This window comes from Mesorhizobium sp. M0991, from assembly GCF_040318915.1.
Classification (GTDB): Bacteria; Pseudomonadota; Alphaproteobacteria; order Rhizobiales; family Rhizobiaceae; genus Mesorhizobium.
Genome location: NZ_JAMYNE010000030.1, coordinates 14713 through 28046, shown reverse-complemented (window position 1 = coordinate 28046; position 13334 = coordinate 14713). Strand labels below are relative to the sequence as shown.

Below are 13334 nucleotides of genomic sequence, written 5' to 3'. Positions count from 1 at the left end.
AGCGGCCCCGCAAGGGGCCGCTCTAATGGTTATGCCGGACCGCCGGCCGCCGGCGCCCTTTGTTCGTGATGTCAGGACCGGGCCGGCTGATCGACAATCGCGGCAACGATCCGGCGTACGATCGGAAGCACAATCAGCAGACTGGGAAACGCGACAAGCCATGAAGCACCCCATGCATAGCTCCAGGCCGCAATAAACCCGTTCGTCCAGCCTGCGCCGATTGCCGTCGAAACCGCCGAGACAATCGAGGACATCAGAATCGAAAGAACCAACGGCATCACCACCGCGCCGTAGGAGGGCGGCAGCTTTCTCAACTTGAAGGCTCGGTCCGGTGATGCTTGCATCGAAATCTCCCCATCAGAAAATGTGCGTAAGTATTATTGTGAGGACGATCAGGCGGCATATGCCGCCTGCAGCGCCAATTCCCGAATGAAGCTTCGCAGCGAACGCGGCTCGCGGCCAAGCGCGGCGCGCAACGCCAGGCTGTTCCCGCCGAGGCCGTATTTGGCGTAGTGGCTGTGTACTTTGGCCAGCATCTGCAACTGGCGGTCGGTATAGGGAAGGCGGGCTTTCGCCGCCCAGTCCTGAAATGTCGGCTCGCCCGCCGAAACCGGCCGGCCAAGCGCTTGGCTCATCATGGCAACGACCTCTTCGCGGCTGTGCATACCGTCGGCGCACAGTTCGAGGGTCGCATAGGACAAACGCGCTTCGGTCAGTGCGATCGCCGCCACTTCAGCCACATCGCGGTAGTCGACGCGGGCAAGCTTCGCCGTCTTTGGAAACGGCTCCGAGAAAACGCCATGCTCGACGACGGACGGCCAGGCGGCCGCGATATTTTGCATGAAATTGGCCGGGTGCAGAATGGTGTATTCCATGTTCGTCGAATAGAGGGCAGCTTCGACGGGTATCTTGCTTGCATGGTTTTCCAGCCTCGTATTTGTGGGCTGGATCACCGACGAAAAGACGAATTTCCGAACGCCCGCTCGCGCCGCCGCCTCAACCATGGCAACCCCCATGGCGGCTTCATCGGGAGCAAAGGCCGGTCCGATGTGAAAGACACCGTCGACACCTTTCACGGCCTGCTCAAGGCTCTGATGGTTGCGCAGATCTCCGATCGCGATCTCTGATGCGCCGGCTTTCCGGGCTTTTTCGGCACTCGCGGCGTCACGAACAAGCGCCCGAACCCTGGCGTTGCGGCGGACGAGTTCAGGCACCACCAAACCGGCAACGCGGCCTGCGGCGCCTACGACCAGGACGGTTGGACTGGGTGTTCGCATGACGATCTCCTTCCCTCGAGTCTGCCTTTCGGCCTGTGCAGGGAAGATAAAATCTAGCGAACTGCGTTACAATTCACCGATTTTGCGATAGTTTCTCCCGGTTTTCGGGAGAAATAGGCAATGAGCCGGATAGAGGATTTCGAAGCCTTCATTGCCATTGTCGAGCATGGCAGCCTGACGGCTGCCGCACGCCGGCTGAACCGCTCGCTGCAGTCGGTCAGTCGGTCTCTGGCGACATTGGAGGAATCAATCGGGGTCGAGCTTCTGCACAGGACGACGCGCCGCTCGACGCCGAGCGAAGCCGGAGCGGCCTTTTTCCAGCGCATCAAACCCGCCGTCGAGGAAATTAACGAAGCCAGGCTTCAAGCGGCCAATCGACGATCCGAGCCGTCCGGCATCCTGCGCATGAGTGCCCCGGTTCTGTTCGGCCCGGACTTCCTCGTGCCGGTTATCGCCGACTATATGCGGACATATCCCCGGGTCGGGGTTGACCTCCAGCTTTCCGATGAATTTGTCGATCTTGATGCCGAGGGTCTCGATCTGGCGGTAAGGATCGGCAATTTGCCGGATTCCAATTTACGTGCGAAGCGCCTGGGGGCGCTGCGGCGCGTGGTGTTCGGCGCACCTGCCTACTTCCAGCAACACGGCCGACCGGCCCATCCGCTTGAATTGCGTGAGCATGAATGCATCGTACGAACTGTCGACGGCCGCCCAGGGGAATGGATGTTTCAGATTGAAGGCAAGCCCCGGCCGGTGAAGGTCGCGGGCACCTTCCGGTCGAATTTGATGATATCGATCTATGCAGCCGCGGTTCACGGATTGGGTCTGGGCTACTCGCCGCTTTGGCAGGTAAGGCACTTGGTGGACGATGGCCGTTTGGAACTGGTTCTGACCGAATTCGAGCCAGTGCCGGTGCCGATACACGCCGTGTGGCCGGAAGGCAGATCATCCTCGGCCAAAGTCCGCGCTTTTCTGGACCTGCTGGCATCCCGCCTGGAGCTCAAGAACCTTTAGGGCCCAGACCAAACTGAACGCCGATCTTACCTCATCGACATCAAGTTCGTGATCAGAACAGCTGTGACGGCGTCGAGTGCGGGCTGATGGACCTCCGAATGACCGATGTCCTTCAGCTGATCGGTCGTCAAATCTGCCAGTGCCCTGCGTCTTGCGACGGTCCGCCGCCAACCGCTGAAGGCAGCGATCATCATTGCTGCGTCTTTAAGGCTAGACCCAAGCAAGCGTTTGGCCATGCTGCGGGCGGCGCGAGGTTCCGTGTGAGCCATTGTTTTGGTCTCCCATTTCGAGTTTGCGGATGGGAGCGTGCCACGCAGGCGTTTTCGGGCTGTTCGGCTGGGCGTGAACAACTGGGAGAAGTCCGGCGATCGGCCGTTAAATCGGTGTTAAATCGATCCACCGAGATGCTATTCTGTCGCTGCGGTCGAAGTCTGGAGAGGATTTGTGCGCATCCGGTTGCTTGGTGGCCTGGAGGTTACTTCCCCGGAGCACCGGCCTGTCCGGTTCGCCACACGCAAGACTTCGCTTCTTTTTGCTGCTCTGGTTCTCGCAGGCCGCCGCGGCCATCGTCGCGAGCAGCTTTCCGAAACTTTTTGGCCGGGGCGAAGCAACGGGCAGGCCCGCAATAGTCTGCGGCAAGCGCTGGTCGACATCAGGCGCACGTTCCCCGCCAGCTCGGATGCAACCGTCTATATCGATGGTGATCAGGAAACCGTCGCGCTTTTTGCCGGTCCGGATGAGGCGGACATCTCGATCTTCGACCGGAAATTAGAGCAGGGCCGAACCGCCGATCTCGCCGTCGCCGCCGATCTCTACCGCGGTGAGCTGCTTGCCGGGCAAGCCATTCCTGACGAACTGGACGAGTGGTTTGGACCTTATCAGAGCCAGTATCAACGGAAGGCACAGCAGCTGGTGGAGCGGCTGAGCCTCGCTCTCTCCGAGCCCGGCTCCGCAGAAGAATCGGCCTGCGAAGGGCTCGCGGAGAGGCTGCTCGCTTCGGATCCGACCGTGGAGGCGGCCCATCGGGCGGTGATGCGGATCCATACCCTCACGGGCCACGAAAACGCGGCTTTGCGACAGTTCGAGTCCTGTCGGGCTCTCTTGAAGAAGCATCTGGGCGCGGAACCTGAGGCACAGACGGTCTCCTTGGCGGCTTCGCTGCAATCACGGAAGGGAGCCGAATATCAGCGGACCGCACCTAGATCTGATGTGGTACCGCAGCCGCAAGTCTTGCCGGTCCCGACGAAACATCACGATCGACCGTCGGTAGCGGTGTTGCCATTTCAGAATTTAAGCGGCGATGCGGAGCAGGAGTATTTTGCCGACGGCATAGTCGAGGACATCATCATAGCCTTAACTCACTTCCGCCACCTGTACGCCATCGCCCGGAATTCGAGCTTCACCTACAAGGGCCAGGCCGTAGACTTAAAGCAGGTCGGGCGCGAGTTGGACGTGCGCTATGTGGTTGAGGGAAGTGTACGCCGGACGGGTGATCGCCTGCGCATCGACCGTTTTGACGGAACGCTCGCCGAAGTCTTCGATCTGCAGGATCAGGTCGCCTCAAGCATAGTGGGCGCAATAACGCCGAAAGTGGAGGAGGCCGAGATCGAGCGTGCCAAGAGCAAGCCGACGGAGAGCCTCGACGCTTACGACTACTATCTCCGCGGGGTGGCGGCCTTTGACCGGACGATCACTAGCAGATCGGCCATTGACGATGCCTTGCGCCTCTTCATGAAGGCGATCGACCGTGACCCGGAGTTCGCGATAGCCCATGCGCGGGCGGCGCGGTGCTACGCCACCCGAAAAAGCAACGGCTGGATGGTCGACCGCGCGAAAGAGAATGCCGAGGCTACTCGACTGGCCAGGAGAGCGGTCGAACTCGGAAGGGACGATGCGATTGCGCTTACCTTCGGTGGATACGTCCTCGGCTACGTAGGTGGCGACCTTGATGACAGTGCGGCTTGCATCGATCGCGCGCTCGCGCTCAACCCGAACTTGGCCGCTGCTTTGGGCGTCAGCAGCTGGGTGAGGGCTTGCTTGGGCGAGCCAGGCAAGGCCGTCGAGCACGCCGCGCTTGCCATGCGCCTAAGCCCATTGGATCCACGCCTGTTCGCTTGGCAATTCAACACCGGACTCGCTCATTTTTGTGCCGGCCGCTACGATGACGCCGTCGCTTGGGCGGGAAAGTCGCTGCGGTACCAACCGAACTATGTGAGCGCGATGCGTGTAGTGGCGGCGAGTCATGCCCTTGCGGGGCGCCTGTCGGAAGCGCAGCAAATGATGGCCCGGGTCTGCGAGTTCGATCCTTCGCTGCGGCTTTCGAATCTCGCCGAGGTGCTGCCGCCGTTTTATCGACCGGACGATCGCAGCAGATACATCGAAGGCCTTCGGAAGGCGGGCCTGCCGGACTGACTCGCGGCAATGCTTCGCGCGTCGGTGTACGCGCGAGCGCCGTATCAGACCTTGGCGACGATCCGCATAAAGGCCGGCATGTCGTCGCCGAAACCGACGGTCGCGTCATTGTCTTCCTGGCGCTGGCGGGCAGGGCGCTCGCGCTGCGGCCTGGTGTCGCCGCGTTCGGGCGCGCGCCGTTCGTTGCGATCGGGCGAAGCTTTGCGTTCGGTATTTTCGGAGCGGATCGCGTCTTTGCGGGTACGCCGCTCGCCTATGTCGGCGACGGTGGCTTCGGCCACGACCGGCTGTTCCTCGCTAACTGCTTCCGGCGCTGCTTCTTCGCTGCGCTTGGCGTGGCGTTCACGCGGTTTGCGCTCGCCCCTGTCCTTGGCGTCGTCCTTGCGGCCGGCGCGGCGTGGTGCACCGCGGCCACGGCGCGGCGCCTCATCCTCGCCGCCCTCGCTGGCGACGACCGTCGATAGGTCGCCGTCGTGCCATTCGATCTTAGTGCCGATCAGCCGTTCGATCGCGTCGATGTATTTGGTATCCGACTTGGTCGCGATGGTGAAGGATTTGCCGGAGCGTCCGGCGCGGCCGGTACGGCCGATGCGGTGGACGTAATCCTCGGCGTGGATCGGCACGTCGTAATTGAAAACATGGCTGACATCGGGAATGTCGAGGCCGCGCGCCGCGACGTCCGAAGCAACGAGGTAGCGCAGCTTGCCGTCACGGAAATTCGCCAGCATCTGCATGCGCGCGCGCTGGTCCATGTCGCCATGCAGGGCGCCGGCGTCGAAATCATATTTCAGCAGCGAGCGGAACAGCTCCGACACCTCGACCTTGCGGTTGCAGAAGATAATGGCGTTCTTCAGCTCGGCATCCTCGGCCTTCATCAGATTGCGCAGCGTCTCGCGCTTGTCCCAGGGCTTTGGCCCGGATTTCACAAGCCGCTGGATGATGTTGGTGGCGGCGGACGCAGCCTTCGACACTTCGACGCGCACCGGCGCGTGCAGGAACTTCTCGGTGAGCTTGGTGATCTCCGGCGGCATCGTCGCAGAGAAGAACAGCGTCTGCCTGGTGAACGGGATCATCTCGCAGATACGCTCGATGTCGGGGATGAAGCCCATGTCGAGCATGCGGTCGGCCTCGTCGATGACGAGGATCTCGACGCCATTGAGCAGGAGCTTGCCGCGCTCGCGATGGTCGAGCAGGCGGCCGGGGGTCGCGATCAGCACGTCGGCGCCGCGCTCGAGCTTCTTGTCCTGCTCGTCGAAGGACACGCCGCCGATCAGCAGCGCGATGTTGAGCTTGTGGTTCTTGCCGTATTTGACGAAGTTTTCCTCGACCTGCGCGGCGAGCTCGCGCGTCGGCTCGAGGATCAGCGTGCGCGGCATGCGGGCGCGGGCGCGGCCCTTTTCCAGCCGGGTGAGCATCGGCAGGACGAAGGACGCCGTCTTGCCGGTGCCGGTCTGGGCAATGCCCAGCACGTCCTTGCCGAGCAAGGCGTGAGGGATGGCGCCAGCCTGGATCGGCGTCGGCTCGGTGTAGCCGGCATCGGTAACTGCGGAAAGGACCTTCGGCGACAGGCCGAGGTCTGCGAAGGTCAACGCTTCTTGAGCGATCTGGGTGTCTGAGGACAAGTTTGGCTGTCTTTGGCTGGTTCGGGGGCGCAACATAAGCAGTCGCGGCAAGCGCCGCGCGCCTGCAAGATTGGTATTGCAGGTAGGCGCAAGCCCACGATTTGTCAACACAAACGGGCGGCATTGGCGCGATTGTGAAGTCGTAACCTTAATCGCGATGCTTAATTTGCGCAGTGGCTGCTGCGCCGGCTCAATACCTGAACTGTTCGGCGAGAATGCGCTCGTTCCACGAATGGTTGGGATCGAACAGCAGCGTCGCCGTTGCCGTCGGCGATTCCCTCACCGTGACCGTCGTCACCGCCTTGACCTCGGTGTGGTCAGCGGCGGCATTCACCGGCCGCTTTTCCGGCTCCAGAATGTCGAAACGCACGATCGCCTTGTTGGAGAGCAGCGCGCCGCGCCCGCGGCGCGGACGAAACGGGCTGACCGGGGTCAGCGCCAGCAGCGGAGCGTCGAGCGGCAGGATCGGCCCGTGCGCCGACAGATTATACGCGGTCGAGCCGGCCGGCGTCGCAATCATCACGCCGTCGCAGTGCAGTTCCTCCAGCCGCTCTTGCCCATCCACGGTGATGCGGATCTTGGCGGTCTGGTAGGACTGGCGCCAAAGCGCGACCTCGTTGATCGCGAGCGCCGAAATCGTCTCGCCCTCCGCCGTCACCGCCTGCATCTCCAGCGGACGGATCGTTTCGGCAACGGCCGCCGCGATGCGCCCCGTCAAGCCGCTGGCGCGGTATTCGTTCATCAGGAAACCGATGGTGCCACGGTTCATGCCGTAGACCTTCTTTCCCGTGCTCATCGTCTCACGCAGGGTCTGCAGCAGAAAGCCGTCGCCGCCGAGCGCCACGACGATCCCGGCTTCTTCGACGGATGCCTGGCCGTAACGTGCAGAAAGGCTTTCCAGCGCCGCATTGGCGTCGGCTGTACCGGATGAGACGAAGGCGAAACGGCTGGCGGTTTTGCTCATGGCTCTCAACGACAACCGATTGGCGACGACCGTTTGGCGACCGATTGGCGGCGACCGGTTGCTGGGCCGCGCCAGCGCCGGGTTAGCATGGGTGGGCATTTCTGCAAAGGGAGGGAGGTGCCTTGAGTTGGCGGCCAAACAAGCCGCACTCGCGCATCATGTCGCGGGACAAAATGATGTGATGGTTAAGACTCGCCTTAAACTCTCGTAAAGCCGGATCGATCATGTTAGCCGGCAGCGGACGGGCGGCGTGGGGCTAACCAGTCGAGGCCGATCTATTGCCGCTGGCACGCTTGATTATTGTCTTCCTGATGCTGGCAAGTTTTGCCCTGGCTTTCGCGGAACTGGTGCGCCAGTCGGAGGAAAAGAGTTTTAGACCCGAGCCTACGGCGTCACGCTGCGGCGACGCGGTGGGGACACCCTGTCCGCAAAGGGCGCTTTGACGCCACTGCGCCAGTGCTTATCGGGCGAGCAGGTGGCAGCCGGCCTTGCGCTTTTGCGCGAGATACTCGTCGACAAGCTGGCGATAGCGGACTTTGCCGAAGCTCGGGAAATGGCCGCCATGCACGACCGAGACATCGAGATCGCGCATGCGCAGCAGCGTTTCGACATAGTCGTCGATATCGGAGTGATAGACATCGTCGATCAGCGGTCCGTCATAGACGATGTCGCCGGAAAACAGGATGCCCGTCCTGTTTTCGTAGAGCGCAATGCCGCCGGGTGAATGACCGGGCGTGTGGATCACCTCGAAGGCGCGGTCGCCGAGATCGACGACATCGCCTTGTTCGAGCAACCGGCCGGCTGGTGCGGGCAGGATCCGGTAGCGTTTCGTGTCCCAGCCTTGCGGCATGCCGTCGAACATCTCGTCGGTGGCATAGCGGTCGGCAACCGTCCATTCGTTGCGCGGGTCGGCGAGGATCTCGGCCTCGGCCGGGTGCACGCAGCGGTCGGGAAATTCGTGATGGCAGCCGATATGGTCGAAATGCGTATGGCTGGCCACGCAAACGAGCTTGCGTTCCGTCACCAGCGGCACGTGGCACCGCAAGCTGAAATGGCCGAGGCCGGTGTCGAACAGCAGATCGCGGTCGCGGCCGCGCACATGCCAGATGTTGCAGCGGAAGAACGGCTTGATCCACGGCTCGTGGATCAGCGTCACGCCATCGCCCATGCGGATGGTTTCGTACCAGTGGCCGGCGTCGATGGTTGGAAGCGTGCTCATGTTCAGTCCGCAAGCAGGATGATGTCGCCAGCATCGCACGATACCGCGACCACGTCGCCCGGCTGGACGGCCGATGCCGAGGGAACCTTGGCGATGAAGTGCAGCGCCGGGTCGGTCGTGGAGGTCCCCAGCACACGCTTGAAGCTGCCCTGGAAGACAACGTCGCTCACTTTGACCATGCCAAGCGGCACAGCGCCGCCGGCCGCGCCGAGGACAAGATGCTCAGGCCGAATGGCCAGCACAACGGTCGAGCCGGTCGGCAATGTGCCGGGCAGCGAGAGCGACCCAAGCTTCGTGGTGACGGTGATTTTGCCGCTCTTCGCCTCCGTCACCGTTCCCGATATCAGCGTGCTTTCGCCCATGAAAGTCGCGGAAAAGCGCGTCGCCGGCCGTGCATAGACGCGCTCGGGCGGTCCTTCGTCCTCGATGCGCCCGTCATTCATCACCACGCAATGATCGGCCAGCGCCATCGCCTCTTCCTGGTCGTGGGTGACGTGGATGAAGGCGGTGCCGACGCGTTTCTGGATCGCCTTCAACTCGTCCTGCATCTGCCGGCGCAATTTCAGGTCGAGCGCGCCGAGCGGCTCGTCGAGCAACAGCACCGCCGGCTCGACCACCAGGGCGCGCGCCAGCGCCACGCGCTGCCGCTGACCGCCTGAAAGCTGGTGAGGCTTCTTGTCGAAGGCGGTGGCCAGCCCAACCAGCGCCAGCGCCTCGCGCGCTCTCGCTGCTCGGGTTGCGCCATCGACGCCCTGCATGCGCAGGCCGAAACCGACATTGCTGCCGACGCTCATATGCGGAAACAGCGCATAGTCCTGGAACACGGTCGTCGTCGGCCGCTTCGCCGGTGGCACGGCGGTGCAGTCCTCGCCGCGGATCAGCACCTTGCCTTCGCTCGGCGTGACGAAGCCGCCGAGGATGGACAGAAGCGTCGTCTTGCCGGAGCCGGACGGCCCGAGCAGGATCGTGTAGCTGCCCGGCTCGATCGTCAGCGAGACGTTCTTCAGCACCGTGTGCTGGCCGAAGCGATGCGAGACAGAGCTTATATCGACCAGTGGCGCACTCATGCCGGCTTCCTCCGCAACAGCATCAGCTCGAACAATACCACCAGTACGATGGATACGGCGAAGACCAGCGAGCCGACGGCGTTGGTCTTGGGATTGAGGCCGGAGCGCAGCAGGTTCCAGATCTCGACCGGCAGCGTCGTGTCGAAGCGCGTCAACAGGAACGAGATGACGAATTCGTCCCAGGAGAAGGTCATCGACAGGAAGTAGCCGGCGAAGATGGCCGGCGCCATGACAGGCACCGTGATCAGCAGCAGCACCTTCCATTCCGGCGCGCCGAGGTCGCGCGCAGCGCGCTCGATATTGATCTGGTGGTCGCCCATCTGGCTGTAGACGATGGCAAAGCAGAGCGGCAGGTTGATCACCACATGGCCGATGCCGGCGGCAGTGAGCGACTTCGGCACGCCGGCCCAATTGAACAGCACCAGCAGCCCCATGCCGATGATCAGATAGCTGACGGTCAAGGGCAAGGTGATCAGCCCGCGCATCAGGCCTGAGCCCGGCAAGACGAAGCGCGCAAAACCCCAGGCGGAGAGGAAGCCGAGCGTGATGGCGAGAGCCGAGGAGACGATTGCCACCAGCAGCGAATTGACTAGCGCCGAAGTCAGCCGCGTGTCGGCGAGCACGGCCTCGTACCAGCGCAGCGAAGGCCCGGTGAAGGGCGGGATCGGAAACGACGTCGCTTGCAGCGAAAACAGCACCAGCACCACCACCGGCAGGAAGATGAAGCCATAGATGGCGAGGGCATAAAGGCCGGAGACGAGGCGGATGAAAGCGCGCATGGTCAGGCCCGCTCGATCTTCAGCCAGCGGGCGCAGGCGAGATAGGCGATGGTGACCACCGCCATCAGAATGATCGACAGCGCAGAGGCGAGCGGAAAGTCGCCGCGCCGGCCGATCTGCATCATGACGAGCTGCGGCATCAACAGCTCGTTGTTGCCGCCGAGGATCTGCGGCGTGATGTAGTCGCCGATGCACAGCACAAAGGTGAGAAAGGCGCCGACCATGATGCCCGGCAGCGTCAGCGGCAAAACGACGTGCAGGAATGTGCGCACCGGCCCGGCGCCGAGGTCGGCGGCGGCCTTGCGGTAGCTTGGGCTGAGCTGCTTCAGATTGGCAAAGATCGTCAGCGTCAGCAGCATGACGAAGAAATGCACGAAGCCGGTGACGGTCGCTAGCCGCGTATTGGCGAGTTGCAGCGGTTCGCCGAGCAGGCCGGAGCCGGTCAGCGCCCGGTTGACGACGCCGTTCTGCGCCAGCACCAGCAGCCACGAATAGGAGCGCACGACATAGGAGGTCCAGAACGGCAGCACCGCCAGCATCAGCGCCAGCCGCTGCCAGCGCTCCGGCACCTGCTCGGCCAGGATCCACGCAAAGGGATAGGCAAGCAGCACGGAGATCACGGTAACGATAGCGGTGACCTGCAGCGAGTTCACCATCGCCTGCCAGTAAGATGGATTGGCAAAGAACTGGCTGTAGTTGGACAGCGTGAAGCCGCCGCCTTCATGCGCGGTCAGGCTGGATACCGCCATGGCGACGAAGGGCAGCACGAAGAACAGCAGCGTCCAGCCGAGCGCCGGCGTGACCAGCGCCCAGGGCAGGGCACGCTCACTCTTCGTGGCAGCGCTCACGACCGGTAGCCGGTCATTGCGCCTGCAGCATTTCGGTCCAGACGTCTTGCATCTTCTTGTCGAGATCGGCGTTCGGCGCCGGATAGGACTGGGCGCGGGCGAGGAATTCCGGCTGCTCGTCGAAACGCAGGATCTTCTTCTGCTCGTCGCTCAACGCCGCCTTGCTGTTGGCCGGCATGCCCCAATAGCAGGACGAGGTCGCGAGCCGCGCCTGGCCTTCGGGGCTCATAATGTACTGGATGAATTTAAGCGCCAGCTCCTTGTTCTTGGAATCCTTGAACATTGCCAGCGACTGCGACCACAACACGGCGCCTTCTTTCGGGATCGAGAAGTCCAGCGCCGGGTTTTCCTTGGCTAGCCCGGCCGTCACCCATTCGCCGCCGCCGACCAGTATGTCGACCTCGCCGGTTGCCAGCGCCGTCTGGCTGGCGGTCACTTCGCCGACCAGCTTGGCGTTGGCCTTCATTTTGAGCAGCTCTTCCTTAATGGCGGGAAGGTCGGCTTCGGTCAGTTCCGCCGTCCTCTTGCCGATCGCCAGTGCGGCCATGCCGATGACCGGCAGGTAATAATCGTAGATGGCGATCTTGCCCTTGTATTTGTCGCCGGTCAGCGCCGCCATCGACTGCATGTCGGCCGGGTCGACCTTGGTCTTGTTGTAGCCGATCGTGTTGTAGCCGAACTTTTCGGTGATGCCGTAGCGCTTGCCGTCGACCACGGTGGAACTGTCCATCTTCACCTGCGGGAAGAGGTCGGACAGCGGCAGCTTGTCTTCCGGCAGCGGTTCGAACAGGCCCTTTTCGACGCCTCGCGGTACGTCGATGCTGTCGATCACCATCACGTCCCAATCGCCGGGCTGCGACTGTTCGACGATGGCCAGGCCGGCGCCGGTGCCTTCGAACTCCTTGACATTGACCTTGACGCCGTTCGCTTCCTCGAACGGCTGCAGCAGTGCCGGATCGGCGTGATCGCACCAGATCAACGCATTGAGGTCCTGCGCCTGAGCGAGGCTGCCAGCCGCCAGCAGCAGTGCTGCCGCGGCGCACGCGCCTTGGAGATGGCTCTTCAGAACGGAAAGCGGATTCCTGACGGTTGGATTGGGGGTCTTTGGATTGACGGACATCGAGTGTTCTCCCTTGCCTTTTGGCTTGTGGCAAAAAATTGAACCAATTCTAAAATTGAGTCAATTCTGTTTTTGTGGCAAACAGCCGCTATGAGCGGATTGCGGGCAAGGCAGAAGGCGGATCGGCACCGCCGCATCATAGAGGCTGCGGCGGCGCTTTTCCGCGATGCCGGTTATGAAGGCGCCAAGATCGAGACCATCGCCGCGCAGGCCGAAGTCTCGGTCGGCACGATCTACAATTACTACCAGAACAAGGGCGACATCCTCGGCGCCATCGTCTCGATGGAGGTCAACGAGGTGCTCAATGCCGGGCGCGGCGTCGTCGCCAACCCGCCGGCCAATATCGGCGACGCGCTGGACACGCTGCTCGGCATCTATATCGAGCACTCGCTGCATTACCTCAGCAAGGAGATGTGGCGGCAGGCCATGGCGATCTCGACGCAACTGCCCGACAGCCCGTTCGGCCAGGCCTACACCGCGCTAGACCGCGCACTGACCGAGCAGATCCGCGCGCTGATCGCCCGCCTGCAGGCGCTCGGCCTGGTACGCCGCGACATCGACGGGCCGGCGCTGGGCGAACTCATCTTCAACAACATGAACATGATGTTCATCGAATTCGTGAAGCGAGAGGAGGCGAGGATTGCCGAACTGCGCACGGCGATACGCAGGCAGAACCGGATATTGGTGGCGGCAATCGGAATGTAAGAAGATCAAGAGCGAGTAGGGCCTGCAACACAAATCGCCGCAGCCGGAGCATCGCCTAACGGTTGATCAGCCATAGAATGGCCGAGAGCACGATGCTGACCAGTATCCCCGTGGTGATGGGGACATAAAGCCTGAAGTTCTCACGCTCGATCACGATATCGCCGGGCAGCCTGCCAAGGCCGGTCCGGGCCAACCAAGGCCACAGCAGGCCTATGGCGACTATGCTGAGACCAACGACGATCAGAGTTCGCGACATGGCTGCATCCTGCCGGAAATAGTATCATGCCAGAAATCTAGTGTTGACGGG

Annotated in this window: 14 protein-coding genes; 3 read left to right on the top strand and 11 right to left on the bottom strand. The window is 62.4% G+C overall.

The features are described 5' to 3' along the window. Positions 1 to 71 precede the first annotated feature (71 nt). A complete protein-coding gene (locus tag NKH70_RS29200) occupies positions 72 to 344 on the bottom strand; it encodes a DUF2798 domain-containing protein (RefSeq protein ID WP_023679921.1) in 273 nt (90 codons plus the stop codon). A 48-nt stretch (positions 345 to 392) separates the two neighbouring features. Further along, on the bottom strand, positions 393 to 1277 hold the full coding sequence (locus NKH70_RS29195; RefSeq protein ID WP_352720775.1) for an NmrA/HSCARG family protein: 885 nt from the start codon (positions 1275 to 1277) through the stop codon (positions 393 to 395). A gap of 120 nt (positions 1278 to 1397) precedes the next feature. Here NKH70_RS29195 and NKH70_RS29190 point away from each other — a divergent pair, with 120 nt between their 5' ends. Further along, positions 1398 to 2291 carry a LysR family transcriptional regulator gene (locus NKH70_RS29190; protein WP_352915891.1) on the top strand — a complete coding sequence of 298 codons (894 nt, stop codon included), beginning with the start codon at positions 1398 to 1400 and terminating at the stop codon, positions 2289 to 2291. Positions 2292 to 2317: 26 nt separating this feature from the next. Here the strand turns inward: NKH70_RS29190 and NKH70_RS29185 are convergent, their stop codons facing one another. After that, on the bottom strand, positions 2318 to 2482 hold the full coding sequence (locus tag NKH70_RS29185; protein WP_352915918.1) for a YjiS-like domain-containing protein: 165 nt from the start codon (positions 2480 to 2482) through the stop codon (positions 2318 to 2320). A gap of 253 nt (positions 2483 to 2735) precedes the next feature. On the opposite strand from NKH70_RS29185, the gene NKH70_RS29180 reads away from it, so the two are divergent. After that, positions 2736 to 4703: a BTAD domain-containing putative transcriptional regulator gene (locus tag NKH70_RS29180; RefSeq protein ID WP_353026748.1), complete on the top strand. Its 1968-nt coding sequence runs from the start codon at positions 2736 to 2738 to the stop codon at positions 4701 to 4703. A 44-nt stretch (positions 4704 to 4747) separates the two neighbouring features. Here the strand turns inward: NKH70_RS29180 and NKH70_RS29175 are convergent, their stop codons facing one another. The 7 genes from NKH70_RS29175 to NKH70_RS29145 form a co-directional block, all read right to left on the bottom strand. Further along, the gene (locus NKH70_RS29175; protein WP_352720782.1) at positions 4748 to 6325 is read right to left on the bottom strand and encodes a DEAD/DEAH box helicase; all 1578 of its coding nucleotides are present in this window, start codon (positions 6323 to 6325) and stop codon (positions 4748 to 4750) included. A gap of 190 nt (positions 6326 to 6515) precedes the next feature. Beyond that, a complete protein-coding gene (locus NKH70_RS29170; protein ID WP_352705043.1) occupies positions 6516 to 7289 on the bottom strand; it encodes an NAD kinase in 774 nt (257 codons plus the stop codon). A 460-nt stretch (positions 7290 to 7749) separates the two neighbouring features. Continuing rightward, positions 7750 to 8508: an MBL fold metallo-hydrolase gene (locus NKH70_RS29165; protein WP_352720784.1), complete on the bottom strand. Its 759-nt coding sequence runs from the start codon at positions 8506 to 8508 to the stop codon at positions 7750 to 7752. Between the two features lie 2 nt (positions 8509 to 8510). Then, positions 8511 to 9575 (bottom strand): ABC transporter ATP-binding protein, encoded by a 1065-nt coding sequence (locus NKH70_RS29160; RefSeq protein WP_352720786.1) that lies wholly within the window; start codon positions 9573 to 9575, stop codon positions 8511 to 8513. Further along, positions 9572 to 10354 (bottom strand): ABC transporter permease, encoded by a 783-nt coding sequence (locus NKH70_RS29155; RefSeq protein WP_352720788.1) that lies wholly within the window; start codon positions 10352 to 10354, stop codon positions 9572 to 9574. Before NKH70_RS29155 ends, NKH70_RS29160 begins: the two co-directional genes overlap by 4 nt. 2 nt (positions 10355 to 10356) lie before the next feature. Further along, on the bottom strand, positions 10357 to 11202 hold the full coding sequence (locus NKH70_RS29150; protein ID WP_352720790.1) for an ABC transporter permease: 846 nt from the start codon (positions 11200 to 11202) through the stop codon (positions 10357 to 10359). 13 nt (positions 11203 to 11215) lie between these two features. Beyond that, a complete protein-coding gene (locus tag NKH70_RS29145) occupies positions 11216 to 12322 on the bottom strand; it encodes a polyamine ABC transporter substrate-binding protein (RefSeq protein WP_352720792.1) in 1107 nt (368 codons plus the stop codon). 90 nt (positions 12323 to 12412) lie between these two features. Here NKH70_RS29145 and NKH70_RS29140 point away from each other — a divergent pair, with 90 nt between their 5' ends. Next, positions 12413 to 13027 carry a TetR/AcrR family transcriptional regulator gene (locus NKH70_RS29140; RefSeq protein ID WP_352720795.1) on the top strand — a complete coding sequence of 205 codons (615 nt, stop codon included), beginning with the start codon at positions 12413 to 12415 and terminating at the stop codon, positions 13025 to 13027. Between the two features lie 55 nt (positions 13028 to 13082). Here NKH70_RS29140 and NKH70_RS29135 read toward each other — a convergent pair whose 3' ends face one another. Beyond that, entirely contained in the window at positions 13083 to 13283 is a 201-nt protein-coding gene (locus tag NKH70_RS29135) for a DUF2905 domain-containing protein (RefSeq protein ID WP_023679908.1), read from the bottom strand. Between the last annotated feature and the right edge of the window lie 51 nt (positions 13284 to 13334).

Bases quoted from the DNA above. Each gene is read 5' to 3' on its own strand.
- NKH70_RS29200 (WP_023679921.1), bottom strand. From the start codon at position 344: ATGCAAGCATCACCGGACCGAGCCTTCAAGTTGAGAAAGCTGCCGCCC.
- NKH70_RS29195 (WP_352720775.1), bottom strand. From the start codon at position 1,277: ATGCGAACACCCAGTCCAACCGTCCTGGTCGTAGGCGCCGCAGGCCGC.
- NKH70_RS29190 (WP_352915891.1), top strand. From the start codon at position 1,398: ATGAGCCGGATAGAGGATTTCGAAGCCTTCATTGCCATTGTCGAGCAT.
- NKH70_RS29185 (WP_352915918.1), bottom strand. From the start codon at position 2,482: ATGATCGCTGCCTTCAGCGGTTGGCGGCGGACCGTCGCAAGACGCAGG.
- NKH70_RS29170 (WP_352705043.1), bottom strand. From the start codon at position 7,289: ATGAGCAAAACCGCCAGCCGTTTCGCCTTCGTCTCATCCGGTACAGCC.
- NKH70_RS29165 (WP_352720784.1), bottom strand. From the start codon at position 8,508: ATGAGCACGCTTCCAACCATCGACGCCGGCCACTGGTACGAAACCATC.
- NKH70_RS29160 (WP_352720786.1), bottom strand. From the start codon at position 9,575: ATGAGTGCGCCACTGGTCGATATAAGCTCTGTCTCGCATCGCTTCGGC.
- NKH70_RS29155 (WP_352720788.1), bottom strand. From the start codon at position 10,354: ATGCGCGCTTTCATCCGCCTCGTCTCCGGCCTTTATGCCCTCGCCATC.
- NKH70_RS29145 (WP_352720792.1), bottom strand. From the start codon at position 12,322: ATGTCCGTCAATCCAAAGACCCCCAATCCAACCGTCAGGAATCCGCTT.
- NKH70_RS29140 (WP_352720795.1), top strand. From the start codon at position 12,413: ATGAGCGGATTGCGGGCAAGGCAGAAGGCGGATCGGCACCGCCGCATC.
- NKH70_RS29135 (WP_023679908.1), bottom strand. From the start codon at position 13,283: ATGTCGCGAACTCTGATCGTCGTTGGTCTCAGCATAGTCGCCATAGGC.